14 protein-coding genes are annotated in these 16,045 nt (G+C 68.3%); 5 read left to right on the top strand and 9 right to left on the bottom strand.

What is annotated here, in order from left to right:
* Positions 1-120 precede the first annotated feature (120 nt).
* A complete protein-coding gene (locus NRB20_RS24870) occupies positions 121-1,137 on the bottom strand; it encodes an Rv2578c family radical SAM protein (protein WP_319945352.1) in 1,017 nt (338 codons plus the stop codon).
* Positions 1,138-1,208: 71 nt separating this feature from the next.
* Entirely contained in the window at positions 1,209-2,201 is a 993-nt protein-coding gene (locus tag NRB20_RS24865) for an NAD-dependent epimerase/dehydratase family protein (protein WP_153413063.1), read from the bottom strand.
* Between the two features lie 257 nt (positions 2,202-2,458).
* On the opposite strand from NRB20_RS24865, the gene NRB20_RS24860 reads away from it, so the two are divergent.
* The 3 genes from NRB20_RS24860 (at position 2,459) to NRB20_RS24850 (ending at position 5,559) form a co-directional block, all read left to right on the top strand.
* Positions 2,459-2,779: a type VII secretion target gene (locus NRB20_RS24860; RefSeq protein WP_153413061.1), complete on the top strand. Its 321-nt coding sequence runs from the start codon at positions 2,459-2,461 to the stop codon at positions 2,777-2,779.
* A gap of 2 nt (positions 2,780-2,781) precedes the next feature.
* On the top strand, positions 2,782-4,398 hold the full coding sequence (locus NRB20_RS24855) for a hypothetical protein (protein ID WP_153413059.1): 1,617 nt from the start codon (positions 2,782-2,784) through the stop codon (positions 4,396-4,398).
* Positions 4,399-4,692: 294 nt separating this feature from the next.
* Positions 4,693-5,559 carry a TIGR03619 family F420-dependent LLM class oxidoreductase gene (locus NRB20_RS24850; protein ID WP_153413057.1) on the top strand — a complete coding sequence of 289 codons (867 nt, stop codon included), beginning with the start codon at positions 4,693-4,695 and terminating at the stop codon, positions 5,557-5,559.
* 58 nt (positions 5,560-5,617) lie between these two features.
* Here NRB20_RS24850 and NRB20_RS24845 read toward each other — a convergent pair whose 3' ends face one another.
* The 3 genes from NRB20_RS24845 to hisS all read right to left on the bottom strand — a co-directional run bounded on the left by NRB20_RS24845 (position 5,618) and on the right by hisS (position 8,747).
* A complete protein-coding gene (locus NRB20_RS24845) occupies positions 5,618-6,625 on the bottom strand; it encodes a malate dehydrogenase (protein ID WP_319945351.1) in 1,008 nt (335 codons plus the stop codon).
* A 160-nt stretch (positions 6,626-6,785) separates the two neighbouring features.
* Positions 6,786-7,427 carry a hypothetical protein gene (locus NRB20_RS24840; RefSeq protein WP_153413055.1) on the bottom strand — a complete coding sequence of 214 codons (642 nt, stop codon included), beginning with the start codon at positions 7,425-7,427 and terminating at the stop codon, positions 6,786-6,788.
* Between the two features lie 42 nt (positions 7,428-7,469).
* The gene (hisS, locus tag NRB20_RS24835; protein WP_319945350.1) at positions 7,470-8,747 is read right to left on the bottom strand and encodes a histidine--tRNA ligase; all 1,278 of its coding nucleotides are present in this window, start codon (positions 8,745-8,747) and stop codon (positions 7,470-7,472) included.
* Between the two features lie 272 nt (positions 8,748-9,019).
* On the opposite strand from hisS, the gene NRB20_RS24830 reads away from it, so the two are divergent.
* Entirely contained in the window at positions 9,020-9,925 is a 906-nt protein-coding gene (locus tag NRB20_RS24830; protein WP_319945349.1) for a peptidylprolyl isomerase, read from the top strand.
* A 377-nt stretch (positions 9,926-10,302) separates the two neighbouring features.
* Positions 10,303-10,848, top strand: a complete 546-nt coding sequence (locus NRB20_RS24825) for a hypothetical protein (protein ID WP_153413051.1) — start codon at positions 10,303-10,305, stop codon at positions 10,846-10,848.
* A gap of 126 nt (positions 10,849-10,974) precedes the next feature.
* Here NRB20_RS24825 and NRB20_RS38385 read toward each other — a convergent pair whose 3' ends face one another.
* Genes NRB20_RS38385 through NRB20_RS24805 form a run of 4 tightly spaced genes read right to left on the bottom strand, consistent with a single transcriptional unit; the run spans position 10,975 to position 16,037 of the window.
* A complete protein-coding gene (locus tag NRB20_RS38385) occupies positions 10,975-11,709 on the bottom strand; it encodes a DUF4913 domain-containing protein (RefSeq protein WP_319945348.1) in 735 nt (244 codons plus the stop codon).
* Positions 11,706-13,616 (bottom strand): type IV secretory system conjugative DNA transfer family protein, encoded by a 1,911-nt coding sequence (locus tag NRB20_RS24815; RefSeq protein ID WP_153413049.1) that lies wholly within the window; start codon positions 13,614-13,616, stop codon positions 11,706-11,708. The genes NRB20_RS38385 and NRB20_RS24815 overlap by 4 nt, the downstream gene beginning before the upstream one ends.
* A gap of 37 nt (positions 13,617-13,653) precedes the next feature.
* Positions 13,654-14,343 (bottom strand): hypothetical protein, encoded by a 690-nt coding sequence (locus NRB20_RS24810; RefSeq protein ID WP_319945347.1) that lies wholly within the window; start codon positions 14,341-14,343, stop codon positions 13,654-13,656.
* Positions 14,340-16,037, bottom strand: coding sequence for a peptidoglycan DD-metalloendopeptidase family protein (locus NRB20_RS24805; RefSeq protein WP_319945346.1), 1,698 nt, complete (start codon positions 16,035-16,037; stop codon positions 14,340-14,342). The genes NRB20_RS24810 and NRB20_RS24805 overlap by 4 nt, the downstream gene beginning before the upstream one ends.
* Positions 16,038-16,045: the final 8 nt, after the last annotated feature.

Below are 16,045 nucleotides of genomic sequence, written 5' to 3'. Positions count from 1 at the left end.
TACCAATCCGCACGTCGTCGGCGCCGAGATGTCCACCGCCGCGGCACAACACTCGTGTGCCCGGCGCTCGCCTCCTCCGCTCACCTACGCCGGCGCCCGTCCGGGCCCGGACGGGCCGCACTAGGAGAACAGCGCCAGCTGTGCGGCCGGTTGCGGCGCGCGCGGGGGCCGGACCTGCGGCTCCGGTGGCACGTCGCGGTTCAAACCGTGCCGCGACAGCAGCGGATCGAGCCGGTCGCGCAGCCACGCGGAGTACTCCGGTGTGACGTACGCCCCACGACCGTACAACTGCCTATAACGCCGCAGCAGCGCCGGGTGGTGCTCGGCGAGCCACTGCAGGAACCAGCCGCGGGTCCGGGCGCGCAGATGCATCGGGAAGGCGACCGCACTCGCCGCGCCGGCCTCGGCGATCGCGGCGAACAGCGCGTCCAGGTGCGCGGTGCCGTCGGTCAGGCACGGAATCACCGGCGCGACCATGACATTCACCGAAAACCCCGCGTCGGCCAGCGCGCGGACCAGGTCCAATCGCGCCCGCGGCGAGGGCGTGCCCGGTTCCAGGCCGCGATGCAGTTCCGGATCCAGGATCGCGATGGAGACCGCCAGCCGCACCGGGATCTCGCGGGCGGCCAGGGTGAGCAGCGGCAGATCGCGCCGCAGCAGGGTGCCCTTGGTGAGGATGGAGAACGGGGTGCCCGAATCGGCCAGCGCGCCGATGACGCCCGGCATCAACCGGTATCGCCCCTCGGCGCGCTGATACGGATCGGTATTGGTGCCCAGCGCGACCGGCTCGCGCCGCCACGAGCGCCGGTTCACCTCGCGCCGCAGCACCGCCGCGACATTGGTCTTGACCACGATCTGACTGTCGAAATCGCGGCCCGCGTCCAGGTCCAGATATTCGTGGGTGCTGCGCGCGAAGCAGTACCGGCACGCGTGCGAGCAGCCGCGCATCGGGTTGATCGTCCAGCCGAACGGCAGCGTGGAATTCTCCGGCGTGCGGTTGAGCGCGCTCTTGCACAGCACCTCGTGGAAGGTCACGCCGTCGAATTCGGGGGTCTGCACGGTGCGCACGAGACCGGCCCGGTCGAGCCCCGGGAGGGCGCCGTCCTCGGCATCCAGGGTCTGGCTTCGCCACCGCACCCTCCCAGTCGAACATCTGTTCTATTATCTGTCAAGCAACATCTGCCACGCGACAGCTGCGCCCGAGCACCTCAGGCGACGCTGTGCGAGCGCGATTCCAGCGGCTCCCCCTTGTAGAACGCGACCAGATCGCGCACGGTCTCCTCGGTCGAGCGCGGCCGGTAGCCGAGTTCGGCCTCGGCCTTCGCGCCGTCCACGACCGGCGCGGAGATCAGCGCGCCCATGGCGGCCTTGGACACCCGGTCACTGCCGAACAGTTTCGCGATCGGCTCCAGCACGGGCAGCGCCGCGGAGATCACCTTGGTCGGGATCGCGAACCGCGGCCCGCGCTTGCCGTTCACCGCGGCGGCCAGCTGGGTGATCTCCAGCATCGAGCACATCGCGCCGGTCAGCAGGTAGTTCTCGCCGGTGCGGCCCTTCTCCCCCGCCAGGATCAGCCCGTCCGCGACGTCACGCACGTCGACCAGATCGAATCCACCGGCGATCATCACCGGAACGCGCCCGCGCGCGGCATCCCACAGCGTGGTGTTGATCCGCGAATCCGAGTGATCGACCGGTCCGTACACTCCCGTCGGGTTGCAGATCACCGCGTCCAAACCCTGTTCGATGACCTTGCGCAGCTCCACCTCGCCCTGGAACTTGGACCGGTCGTAGACGGGCAGATCGGGATCGATCGAACGCGGCGCGCGCTCATCGATCCGGCCGCCGCAGTCGTACTGGTTGAACGCGTGGATGGAGCTGGTGTGCACCATCCGTCGCACACCCGCGGCCAGCGCGGCCTCGGCAACGATACGCACGCCCTCGGTGTTGATCCGCCAGGCCAGATCGTGCCGGTGCTCGAGGGTGATCATGGCCACCAGGTGATACACGACCTCGGCCCCCGCGAGCGCCGAGCGCATCGACTCCGGGTCCAGCACGTCGCCGCTGACCCAGGTCACCTTCGGGTCCGGCGCGACGGTGGGCCGGACGCGATCGATGGCGGTCACCTCGTGACCGCGCTCCACCAGTTGGTGGAGCAGGTTGGTGCCAAGGAAGCCGGCTGCGCCGGTGACTGCGACCTTCATGAGAACGAGAATATAGAACCCGTTCTAATTTGCAACAAGTTCTAGTTTCGACCCATTCCCGTTTGTCCGATTCGACGCGGAAACGGCCGAAATCCGCAGGGGCCGTACCCGTCGGGGTCGAAACCTGTCGGACTGGTCGGCTATATTGATGCCCTGTACCGTTACCGGTCACGCCGGTGACGGCGCATGGGACCGGACGCCGTGACGTCCGGGTAAGTCTACGAGACCGATGGTATGAGGATTGGGGGGCAGACTCGATGAGTTTCTCGGTGGAAACCGACGCGCTGCGCGCATTCGCGGCGACACACAAGACTGTCGCGGCGCAGATCTCCGGGGCGGGCAATATGGATACGGCCACGCACGTGGCCGCGATGACACCGGTGTTCGGCCTCATCGGCGCCGACTATCTGGCGATGTTCGCCGCCGCGCAGGTGTTGCACTGCCAGGACATCAACGATCTGTCCAGCAAGGTCGACAAGATCGGGCAGTCCGCGTTCGGCACCGCCGCGTCGTTCGACAGTTCCGATTCGAGCTTCTCCAGCGCGCTGAAGTCCGCCGCCGACCAGATCGGGGCCTGAGCATGGCAATCGATTCCGGACTGGGCGGGGTCATCGGCGCGCAGACGGCCGATCCGGTCGCCGCGGTCTCCGCGGCGGCCTCGCAGACCGCCCAGAACATCGCCTCGGCCGTGCAGAACGGCCCGTTCGCGCACATCTCGCTGCCGCAGTGGCCCACCCAGAGCACCGACGCGGCCGATGCCACCGAGGCCACCTCGCCCGAATTGCACCTGTCGCAGAAGGAGTTCGAGGACGGGCACAGTTCCTCGCTCGGCGGCGGGCACATCCCCGGCCTGGGCGACACCTCCACGCACACCTCGTCCCTGACCGATGCGGCCAGCCCGCTGCTCGGCTCGGCCAACGACGCGCTGACCAATGCGCAGCACACGCTCGGCGCGATTCCGGGCGCGCAGAACGTCTTCGACAACGCGCACACCGCCCTGAACAGCGCCCCCAGCGCGTTGAGCAGTGCCGCGTCCTCGATCCACCAGGCCGCCGCCCCGATCGCCGCGGCCGATCCGACCGGCACGGTCGAGACCCTGCTCAGCAAGGGCATCACGCTGCCCGCCATCCCCGGGATCGAGCAGCTGTTCCAGCCGTTCGCGAGCCTGTTGCAGAGCTTCGGCACGGGCGTGATGGGCGCACTCGATCCCAGCACGCTGCTGAGCCAGTCCTCGCAGATCATCCAGGCGGCCATGTCGGTCGGGCAGGGCGCGCTCAAATCCGTCGAGCAGGTCTGGCAGGGCAAATCCGCCGACAGCGCGCAGTCCGCGGGTCAGCAGACCCAGTCCAAGGGCGAGGACACCAGCCAGCGCGGTTTCGACATCTCCAAGCTGACCGACGAGGCCGCGGCCGTGGTGCAGAAGGGCAATGTGCAACTCACCGCCGTGGCCCAGTCCTTCGCCACCCAGGCCACCGCGCTCGCCCCGGTGATCGTCACCCCGCCCGCACAGGCCACCCTGATCGCCACGGCCACAGAGCATCTCGGCACGGCGGTCAGCATCGTCAACGCCACCCGCGGCGAACTGTCCGGCTACACCGGGCAGCTCAGCGGCGTGGTCAACCAGCTGCTCGGGCAGAGCGGCGCCGGACAGCAGGCCGCGCAGGCCGCACAGTCGGTCGCGCAGAACATCGCCCAGCCGGTGATGGAGCAGGCCCAGTCGCTGCTGTCCAACAACAGCGACAGCAGCACCAGCAGCAGCGATCTCACCTCCAAGCTCGGCACCTCGACCGCGGGCTTCGGCGGCTCACACAGCGGCGGCGGTGGCTCCTTCAGCAGCGGTGGCGGCGGTGGGAGCAGCCTGGGCACCAACGGCATCGGCACCAATTCCGGTGGCGGCCTGGGCAGTTCCGTCCCGGGCACCATTGCCAACGCGAGCAACGCCGTGGCCGCTCAGGTCAGCGCGGCGGCCCGCGCGGCCGGCCTGACCAGCCCGAGCAGCTTCATGGGCGGCGGCGGTGCCGCGGCGAACGCCCGCAACACCGAGGACGAGGAACACCAGAGCACGGTCCAGCCGTACCAGAGCATCACGGGCGATACCGAACTGTCGGGGCTGCTCGGCGAGATCGCGCCCGATGTCATCGGCCAGGTCCACAACGACGAGGAGATCAACGGCTACTCCTCCGACAGCAAGCTCTGATCGACCGGATCACTCGACAGCTTCACCCCGCAAGGCCCGGACCGACACGGTCCGGGCCTTGCGTGTATACGCGCAAAAGTGTTTCCCGGGAACACAATTCGCAGATCCCGTACCCAGTGCACCGGCCCGCGCACGCGCCGGATCACCCGATCGGCTGACAGTTCATGATCGCTGCGGCTACCATCGCGGACGAAACTAGAATCTGTTCTAATTCGACCGTCCGGAGGCAGCAGCATCCGTACCCGCGCCATCCGGACCGGCGACTACCCAGACCGCCGACCGAGAGGATGTCCGATGCGCTTCACCTACGCGGAGGCGATGACCGATCCGGCCCACTACGTTCCGCTGGCGCAGGCCGCGGAGGCCGCCGGATTCCACAGCATGTCGATCGCCGACAGCATCGCCTATCCGGCCGAATCGGATTCGACGTACCCGTACACGCCCGACGGCTCGCGCGAATTCCTGGACGGCAAACCGTTCATCGAGACGTTCGTGCTGTCCGCGGCGCTCGCCGCCGCGACGACCACGCTGCGCTTCACCCCGTTCGTGATCAAACTGCCGATCCGCCCGCCGGTGCTGGTCGCCAAGCAGGCGAGTTCGGTTGCGGCACTGAGCAACAACCGTTTCGCCCTCGGTGTCGGCATCAGCCCGTGGCCGGAGGATTTCGAGATCATGGGCGTCCCGTTCGAGCGTCGCGGACGGCGGATGGACGAATGCATCGAGATCATCCGCGGCCTGTGCACCGGCGAATACTTCGAGTACCACGGCGAGTTCTACGACATCCAGCGGATCAAGTTGACCCCCGCGCCGACCGAGCCGATCCCGATCCTGGTCGGCGGGCACAGTGACGCCGCGCTGCGCCGGGCGGTCCGGTGCGACGGCTGGATGCACGCCGGAGGCCAGCCCGAGGAACTCGATCGAATGCTCGCCCGGCTGGACGAACTGCTGCCCGAACGCGACAGTGCCATCCCGTTCGAGATCCACGTCGCCTCGCTGGACGCGTACACCCCCGACGGCATCAAACGGCTCGAGGATCGTGGTATCACCGACGTCATCGTCGGCTTCCGCTACCACTACACGCCCGGACCGGACACCGAACCGCTGGCGAAGAAGATCACCGCGATCGAGCGCTACGCCGAATCCGTCATCGCGAAGTGCTGATCCGCCGCACGCGGTCCGGTCGCCGCCTCCGCGACGCCCGGACCGCACGGCACCTCGATCACTCCTGCTTCGCGTAACCCAGTTCGATCACCGCGTCCCGCTCGGCTTGCAACTCGGCGACGCTGGCGTCGATGCGGGCGCGGGAGAATTCATCGATCTCGAGCCCGGTCACGATCCGGTACTCCCCGTCGGCACAGGTGACCGGGAACGAGCTGATCAGCCCCTCGGGCACGCCGTACGAACCATCCGACGGCACCGCCATGGACACCCAGTCCCCGTCCGGCGTCCCGCGCACCCAGTCCCGGACGTGATCCAGGGCCGCACCCGCCGCGCTGGCCGCCGACGACGCCCCGCGCGCCTTGATGATGGCCGTCCCGCGCTGCTGCACGGTCGGAATGAAATCCTCACTCACCCAAGCGGTTTCGCCTATCGCGTCGATCGCCGGACGGCCACCCACCGTGGCGTGGCTCAGATCCGGATACTGGGTGGCCGAGTGATTGCCCCAGATGGTCATGCGCGCGATGGACGCGGCGGGCGCACCCGTCCGGCGGGCGAGCTGGGCGATGGCCCGGTTGTGGTCGAGCCGGGTCAGCGCGGTGAATCGCGCGTCGGGCACGTCGGGGGCGTTGTTCATCGCGATGAGCGCATTGGTGTTCGCGGGATTGCCGACCACCAGCACCTTCACATCCGGTGCGGCGCTGGCGTTGATCGCCGCACCCTGATCGGCGAAGATCGCGCCGTTGGCGGCGAGCAGATCCGACCGCTCCATGCCGGCGGTCCGCGGCCGCGCGCCCACCAGCACCGCGATATTCGCGCCGTCGAAACCGAGCCACGGATCGTCGGCGATGTCGACCGATTCGAGCAGGCCGAACGCGCCGTCCTCGAGTTCCATCGCCACCCCTTCGAGCGCGCCCACGGCGGCCGGAATCTCCAACAGCCGCAAGCGAACCGGCGTCTGCGGCCCGAGCATCGCCCCGGCGGCGATCCGGAACAGCAGTCCGTAGGCGATCTGTCCCGCCGCCCCGGTGACGGTAACGGTCACGGGCGTCCGAGCGGTCCTGGTCACATCAACTCCTCGATGATCGGTATGTGCCGAGCCTGTCGAGCCGCACATCGCCGGACGGCTCACCGCGAACGATCTCCACATCCGCGCAACCCGCCGCGAATGCCCGGCGCAGGCCGCGATGCGCTGCGCCACAACACTTCCCGCACGAAGGCCGAAGCTCTCAGCCCAGTGCCGCGATCTCCGCGTCGCTCAGCGCGACCGGTTGGACCACGTCCTTCACTCGCACCAGGTGCACGGCCCGGTACAGCGGCCGCTCCCCGAGTCCCGCGTCCCGGGCCTCCGCGCGCAACTGGCCGACCAGCATGCTGGACACACCCAGCGCCGCGGCGAGATGACTCGAGGCCAGCGCGTCGGCCAGGGTACGCAACCCCAGGATGTGCAACTCCCGGCCACCACCGGCGTCGGTGTACATGGCCAGCGGAATCACCTGCCGACCGCGCCCCGCGGTGACGCGCAGCACGATGCGGCTCAACCGCCCGGGATACACCAGGATCTCCACGCCGGTGGCCTGCGCGATATCCACCCGGCGCAGTCCGGTCAGGGTGCGAGCCTCGATGACCGTGCCCGCCAACCAGATTCGCCGCCACCGCACCGATACCGCATAGATCGCGGCCGGTGCCAGCAGCAGCACTCCGGCGAGCACCGCGACCACCCAGTTCACCAGCAGCCCCAGCACCACGGCCGCCACCACGGCCGCGCCACACGCGAGTGCGGTGAACCGGCGCAACACCGGCGCGTACACCTCGGGTGCGATGAGATCCAGGCCGACCCGTTGCGGCCCTGACGAATTCGGTTCCTGCATCTGTATCCACGGCCTCCGCTGCACTCCGGCCCCGTGACCGTACTACCGATCGTGTGCGAGAGCCTCGGCGACCGTGCCGACCGCGTCGTCCAACGCGATCTGCCGCTGCTCGCCGGTGGCCAGTTCCTTCAGCCCGATCTGGTTCTCGGCGATATCCCGATCCCCCAGTACCAGAGCGTATTTCGCGCCGGACCGATCGGCGGCCTTCATCGCGCCCTTGACCCCGCGCCCGCCGTAGGCCAGATCCACCCGCACGCCCGCCGCGCGCAGCCGCGCCGCCAGCACGACCAGCCGCTGAGTCGCCGCCTCGCCGAGCGGCACGCCGAACACGTCGACCCGCGCCGGATCCGCCGCGGTCTTGCCCTCGGCCTGCAACGCCAGCATGGTCCGGTCCACGCCCAGGCCGAATCCGATGCCCGAGAGCGGCTGTCCGCCCAGTTGCGCCATCAGCCCATCGTAGCGGCCGCCGCCCCCGATACCCGACTGGGCGCCGAGGCCGTCGTGCACGAATTCGAAGGTGGTCTTGGTGTAGTAGTCCAGGCCGCGCACCATCCGGGGGTTGATCGTGTACGCCACGCCGATCGCGTCCAGATAGCCGAGCACCTGGTCGAAGTGCACCTTCGCCGACTCCGACAGGTGATCGAGCATCAGCGGCGCCGCAGCCGTCAGCTCGCGCATCTCGGGACGTTTGTCGTCCAGCACCCGCAGCGGATTCAGCTCGGCGCGCTGCCGGGTCTCCTCGTCCAGCGGCAGCTCGAACAGGAACTCCTGCAACAGTTCTCGATACTGCGGGCGGCAGGAGTCGTCGCCGAGGGAGGTGATCTCGAGCCGGTAGCCGTCCAGGCCCAGTGCCCGGAATCCGGCGTCGGCGATCGCGATCACCTCGGCGTCCAACGCCGGATCGTCGACGCCGATGGCCTCGACACCGACCTGCTGCAACTGCCGGTACCGCCCCGCCTGCGGCCGTTCGTACCGGAAGAACGGGCCCGCGTAACACAGCTTGACCGGCAACTGCCCACGGTCCAGACCGTGTTCGATGACCGCGCGCATCACCCCGGCGGTACCCTCCGGCCGCAGCGTGACACTCCGGTCACCGCGATCGGCGAAGGTGTACATCTCCTTGCTGACCACATCGGTCGACTCCCCGACGCCACGGGCGAACAGGCCGGTGTCCTCGAAGATCGGCAGCTCCACATGCCCGTATCCGGCCGATCGCGCCGCGCGCACGAGGGTGTCGCGCACGGCGACGAACTCGGCCGAGCCGGGCGGGACGTAATCCGGGATCCCCTTCGGGGCATTGAAGCTGCTGGTCTTGGTCACGATCTCCGAGTCTCCCCTACCGGATATCCGCAAGTCCAACCGGTTCTCGGCCGTACAACCGCCAGATCCCGTTGACCACCCCGATAACGCCGACTCCGAGGCCGCGGCCCGGGTCGATTCTGGACTGACGGAGCGGGGGAGCGAAGCGGAGGAGCGGAGGAGGGAAGAATCGAGCCTTGGGGGGCCGCGGCCCGCCGGAGCGGAGCGGAGGCCGAAAATACAGCATGGCAGACTCTTGGCCGGAACGCAGACCTACACGGGAGGAACTGGGAGTGCCGAGCAACGAACAGCGACGGGCCGCGGCGAAACGGAAGTTGGAGCGACAGCTCGCCCGGCGGGCCGAACGCGCCCGGCGGCGCAAGCAGCTCACCATCGCGGGATCGGCACTCGGCGTGGTCGTCGTGGTGGCGGCGGGCGTCGGCATCTACTTCCTCACCCGCGGTGACGACCACAGCGCGAATTCGGCCGACGCGTCCACCACCACCAGCGCCGACGCGTCGCTGTCCAATACGCCCAAGGCCGCCCCACCCGCGCCGGCCAAGCCGAAGGCCGCGACCGTGAGCTGCGCGTACCGCGCGGGCGGTCAGGCCGCGAAGCCGGTGCACCAGCCGGAGAAGACCCAGGTCGCCACCTCGGGCAGCCCGAAGGTCAGCATCGACTCGACGCAGGGTCCGATCGGGATCACCCTGGATCCGGCCGAATCCCCGTGCACGGTCAACAGTTTCGAGAGCCTGATCCAGCAGCACTTCTACGACAACACCTCCTGCCACCGGCTCAGCACCGAGGGTCTGCAGATGTTGCAGTGCGGCGACCCGCTGGCCAACGGTCAGGGCGGCCCCGGGTACATGTTCGACAACGAGTACCCGACCGATCAGATCGCCAAGGGCGACACCGAGGCCGGGCAGAATCCGGTGCTCTACAAGCGCGGCGTGATCGCGATGGCGAACGCGGGCCCGGACCGCACAACGGGCCAGGGCACCAACGGAAGTCAGTTCTTCCTGATGTTCGGCGATTCGCCGCTGCCGCCGCAGTACACCATCTTCGGCACGATCGATCAGCCCGGCCTGGCCACGCTGGACAAGGTCGCCAAGGCCGGCGACGACCACTCGATGGACGCCTCGGCCGGTGGCGGCAAGCCGAACCTGCCGATCACCTTCAAATCGGTCACGGTGAGCTGAAATCGGTGGCCGCCGAGTCGATTCCGGCGGCCACCCCGTCCAGGGGGCCGCACCACCGCATACGTAGGAACTACGACGCGTGCCCGTTATTGCCGAAAAATATACGCATGTTCGGCGAGCGAACCGATAATGCGCGATATATGCTGCGGCAGTGCACGCCTGGTAAGGCAACCCTGCATATTTATTGGTAATCTCGTATAACGGAGTACGAACGCAGTGTTGCCAACGCCCGACCGGTAGCGCCGCCCACTCGGTGCTCCCGGTGTCCACAAATGCATGCGGGACGTATCACTCGAACCACCGTTCCGGTGACCACGTCCGTGATGATGCACCACAATTATCCATAGTGATCCCACTGCAACATCGGGGAGCAGGCCATGCCGGAAATGGACGACATCGGCGCAGAGACGGCGTCGATCATGAAGCAAATGTTGCAGCTCGCGACGCTGGTCGCGCTACGCAGCCGCGAGCGCGGGCAGAAGGAAGCCGAAGCTCGCGTCAAGGTCACCGAATCGCGCGTCAAAGAGGCCCGGGAGCTGCAACTCCGGGAAGCGCGCGAGGCGAAGGCCAAGGATCCGCGCAACCTCGAACTGTCCCGGATGTTCGACAAGGCCCCGCTCGAGCGGGGTGTCTCCCTGCAACGAGACCGCATGCCCGAACGTACCGGTTCCAGTACCGCGCCCGTCGGCGGCCAGACCAGCTCGCCCGGCGTGCGATACGACTCGGCCGAACGCCGGGCCGCGCTGGCGCAGCATCTCAACCGCGTCGGCGTCGCGCCCGAACTGGCCGCGGTGCGCATGCTGATGGAAGTCGGCCAGGCCCAACCCGCCTCCGAGGCCGTCCGTGCCAGGCCCGACACCGCCCGGCGTATCGGACAGGCCCGGGAATTGGAAGGTCGCGGACTCGAGCGCACTCGCGGCTGATTTCGCTCGACTCACCGCGTCGCCCGGAGGATCGATCATCGATCCTCCGGGCGACGTGGTGTTTCCGACGACTCTTCCGGTGGCCGACGTTGCGCCGGGACCCGTTGTCGCGCAACCGGTTCCGGTTCAGACCTGATACTTCTCGATACCCTCCGGATTGCTGAACATCTCCGCACCCGGATCCCCGGACGGTAGCGGGGTCAGCAAATCCTTGTGGCCGTGCCGCGCATTGCAATAGCGGAAAGTGCCTCGCGCGTCGAACAATTGCTGCATCTGCGGATCGGCGTAGTCCACGAACCACTCACTCAGGCCGGTCGCACCCTGCTTCCTGAGTTGCTCCCACACCCGCCACAGTGAATCCAGCCGCGCCCCGGCCTCGGGATGCTTCCACCACTCCGGGCACCACACCGTATCGGTCGTATCGGTGACCTGCCGCGGATAGGTCATGCTCAGATAGTTCTCGACGAACTCCACCACCGACTTGTAGATGACGTCGCCGCTCTCCTCGCTGAACATCCCCGTCGGCGGCGTCCGCAACGGCAACGCGGTCAGCAAGTCGCGATGCCCGTGCCGGGCACTGCAATATTTGAACGGGCCGTTGGGGTCCAGCAGTTTCGCCATGTGCTTGTCGGCGTGGTCGAGGAACCAGAGGCTCAGCCCCTTGCCGGGGTCGCGCCGCAGGTTCTCCCACGCCCGCCACAACGCGTCCAGCCGGATGACCGCCTCGGAATGCTTCCACCATTCGGGGCACCACACGGCATCGGTGGTATCGGTGACCTGACGCTGATACACGTAGCGCAAATACTGGTTCACGAACGCCAGCACATTCGGATAGTGCGTGGGGTGCTCCAGTTCGGTCACAGCGGCTGCACCTCCTCGGGCTGACCGTACTGCTCCGACGGCGTCTCACGAACCAACCCACGCTCCTCGACCAGATCGCTGATCTGCGTCCGGCGCGCACCGGGTTCGTACTGCGCGATGGATTCCCGGACCGCGTCGGCGTATTCGCCCTCCCACCACGGCACGGTCCGCACCAGCACCGCGGGCGCACCGGAGGTGAACACCACGGCCCGGCCGCGCGGCAACGTCACCAGCGCGTTCACGTTCAAGGTCCGCGAGGAGCCGAGCGAACGCGAATAACTCTTGCCGCCCTTGGATTCCGACATCGACTGGGAGATCGAGTCGTAATCGCCGATGGCCTCGGAACGTTCGGCCAGGAACTTCATATCGTCGATACCGCTGCCCAGCACCTTGATGTTGGCGGCGGACCACAGCGCCTCCATCCCGTCCTCACCCCAGCACCGCGCACCCTGCGCCCAGGACTGCAACACCGTCATCACCACGATGCCGCGCGAACCGAAGTGGCTGTACTGCTTGGGCAGATCCTTCCAGCGCACCACGTTGGCCGCCTCGTCCAGCACCGCCAGCAGCGGCACCCGCAGCCGTCCGTGCGCCGAACGGGACGCCTCCCGCATCGCCACATCGATCACCGCCGCGGTCAACGCGCTGACCAGTGGTGCGGCCGAACCGCGACCCTCCAGCGAGAGGCAGTACAGCGTGCCGTTGCGCTCCAGGAATTCCAGTTCGTCGAATTCGCGGCGATCACCGCCGGGAGTGATCCACTGGTGCACATTGGACATCTTCAGGCAGCCGATCATCTTCTTGGCGGTGCCGAAGATGCCGCTCTTGGTCCGCGGATCGGTGTTGTACTGCGCGGACACACTGGACGCGGACAGGCTCAGATCGGCCACGTTCGCCCAGTACGGCGTCGCCTGACGCAACATCTCGATCGGTTCGGGGTTGTTCGGGTTGGTGACCCACTCCCACACCTGCACGATCGGCCGCTGCGCCACCGCGGCGGCCAGGAACAGGTTGGCCAGCAGATCCTCGGCCTCGGAGTCGAAGTACTTGTCCCCCTGGCCGCCGTCCTGGCCGGAATCCGCGTCGGCGAAATGTCCGGCCAACTGCGCGGCCCGCATCTCACAGCCGCGGCGGCGCGCGTCCACCCACTTCAGCGGATCCCAGTACCAGTTGATCGGCTGATCCACGTCCAGGGCGACGCCCTGCGGATCGAAGACGTAGACGTGGCGCGGATCGCCCTGGCGTTCGCGCACACCGCGCGTCGCGTCGACGACGTCACGCTTGTTCGAGGTGACCAGCACCGGGCCGATGGCCGACAGGATCGCCGGAATCACCCGCGAGGTCGACTTACCCTGCCGCGGGCCCCAGATATCCAGGTGCAGATCCTCGTACGAGCCGTACAGCGGCACGCCCTCGGCGACCGAGATGCCGATCGGCACACCCGGTGAATCGTTCGAGCCCAGCCCCTGATTGCGGAGCGGATCCGAACCGAAGCCGGATCCGGAGCCCAGGCCGACACCGAGTTGTTCGGCCTTCTCCCGCACGCCCGCCTCGGTCAGCGCGGAGATGGCGCCGCCCGTGCCCATGTACTGGGCCTTGTCGTCGACCGGGAGTTTGCCCTTGCCCGCGCGCTTGCGCAGCTCCTTGCGCACCGTGACGTACGCGATCACCAGCACGATGACCAGGATGACGATCACCGTCGCGGGCGTCGGCCAGCTGAGCTTGCCGCGCGCGAACGCGGCCACGATCGCGATCGGGTTGATCGGGATGTTCTGTCTGGGCGAGGACAGCCAGTTGCCCACTTGCAGTGCCACCCACAGGGTTCCGACGACCGCGAATCCGATGTAGATCAGAATCAGGGTGTGGTCGGGACCCGGGTCGGCCGGATCCTTCACCTTCTTCGCCATCTCCGCCTCCTGAGGTGACCGTATATGTTGTTGCCGCTCAACGGAATCCGTCGAGTCGCCAGACTCCGCCGGTGGATACGACCGTGGCGATGACCGTCGTGGAGGGCAGCGATTCGCGCCTGCCGTCCGGGTATACGGCGGTCTGTTCGATTCCGATCTTGTACTGCTGATGATCCGGGTCGCCGGTGGACGGCGCCTTCTCCCCCGACGCGAACGCGAACGCTTCGATCTTCGCCCCGGCCCGGCCCCAATCCGCCCATTGCAGTGAGGGTTTCGGCGTCTCGGCGACGCTCGGCGGGGAATCCAGCGTGCGCAGCAGGGTGGGGCCGAGATAGCGCCGGGCCCGCGCCAGCGACGAGCCCTCGGACTCGGTCGCCGGATACCAGGTGTAGATCTCCTTCAGCGCCGCGACCGCCACGCCGTCGGGTGTGCTCGGATCCGGCGGCGGCACCGCCTCCAACTGCCGGACCGTGGTCGTCGAGGGCTGTGCGACATCGGATCCGGTGCCGCCGGCGCATCCGGCGGCCAGCATCGCGACGCCCACCACCAGCATCACCACCACTATCGCGTATCGCCCGGCCACCGAGGCTCTCCCGCCCGGCGGACGGGGGCCGACCTTGTCCGTACTCCAGGCTATCGGGCGTGCGGGACTCGGGACAGCACTCGGCAATTCGATGTTCTCGGCGTGTCCCGCGCGGGCGCGGGCGTGCGCGACTGTCCGACTCACATCACCCTCCGTAACCGTGCGTCACCGGGGACCCGGGCCTTGCCCACTCCGGACGGATCGGCCGCGCGCAGCATGGTGCCGCTGCCCAGATAGATGCCGACATCCGCGGGCCCGCGGAGGCCGAAATCGAAGAACACCAGATCGCCCGGACGCGCCGCACTCAACGAGACCTCCGAACCCTTCTCCCACTGCTGTTCGGCCGTGCGGGGCAGGATGATCTTGCCCGAGGAGGCCGCGAACACCGACGCCGAGGTCAGGCCCGGCCCGTCCAGACCGCCGCCGGTGGGGCCGGACGGACCGCCGCCGCCCCACACGTACGGGGTGCCGATCCACTGTTGACCGGCCTGCACGATCTGATCGCCACCCGCGCTGCCGTCCGGCTGGAAGCGGCCCAGCGAGCCCGGGGCCCGGAACTGCGTCTCCATCGCCAGGATGTTCTTCACGTACGGCTGGGTCTCGGAGAAGTGCGCGGGCACCTGATCGGGCATCCCGCCCGAGGCCAGCACCGCGCCCTCACCGGCGTTGTAGGCCGCCAGCGCCAGTGGCACGACATCGCCGTGCACCTTGCCCTGACCGATCCACCCCTCGATCCGATGCGCCAGCGAACACATGTAGCGGCCCTGCGCGATGATCGCGTCACCGTCGTCCCACAGGCTCGCCGTACCGTTGCCGTCGGCGTCCAGCAGATAGGGTCTGCCGTCGTCCGGATCGGCGGATTGCGCTGTGCCGGGCAGGAATTGGGCCAATCCCTCGGCGCCGGCCGGGGAGGTCAGCCCGCGCCGGAAGCCGGATTCCTGCTTACCCTGCGCCGCCAGGATCGACGAGCTGATCTCCGGGCACAGGGAACCCGCACGGCGATACCAGATTTCGAGTTCGGCGGGCACCTTGCCGTCGGCGAGCGCACCACCGGCGGTGCCGAATCCCCTGCCGCACAACGGATTAACCGAATTCGGGATCGCACCGCTGGCCTGCGGGGTCGGCGCGCCGTCCAGCCAGGGCAGCGGATCGATCTGATGTCCGCCGTTGAGCCTGCCGCCGGGCACGATCTCGAAATGCAGGTGCGGACCGGTGGCCTGCCCGGCCGAACCCACCCGGCCGATCGGCTGGCCCGCGCGCACGGTCTGACCGACCCGCACCCCGACCCCGCTGGCCCATTCGTGGCCGTACACCGCCGAGAACGGACGCCCGTTGACGTCCGTGGAGTCGATCACGATCCAGTTGCCGAATCCGGAGGCCGGTCCCGCCGCGACGACCGTGCCGTCGGCCACCGAATAGATGGGCGTGCCGTCCGACGCGGCCAGGTCCACCCCGAGATGGGTGCCGCCGCGCGAACCGAAGGTGTCGGAGATCTGGAACGTCCCCGCCGCCAGCGGCCAGGTCCGCCGGATCGGAGCCAGACTGCCACCCGAGCGATCCCCGCCCGCGTTCGGATCCACCGCTGCCGCAGGCTGATTCGGTACATTCGTATTCGACGCCGAGGCGGGCGCGGTCGACGCCCGGGTGCTCGATCCGGGCGCGCCGGACGTCGGTGAGGTCTGTGCCTGCGCCGCGGCGCTGGGCATCGGCGCGGTCGGTGAGATCGTCGGCTGATCGGCGCACTCGTCCTCGGAGGCGGGCAGCACGATCACGATCACCAGTGCGATCAGCCCGATCACACTGCCGAGTCCGATCCACAGCAGAGATTTCGCGTTCACCGCGGCAC

Origin of the sequence: Nocardia macrotermitis, assembly GCF_009604405.1 — a bacterium.
GTDB lineage: Bacteria > Actinomycetota > Actinomycetes > Mycobacteriales > Mycobacteriaceae > Nocardia > Nocardia macrotermitis.
Note: the sequence above shows the minus strand (reverse complement) of the source record. Positions and strands in the feature narration are given on the sequence as shown.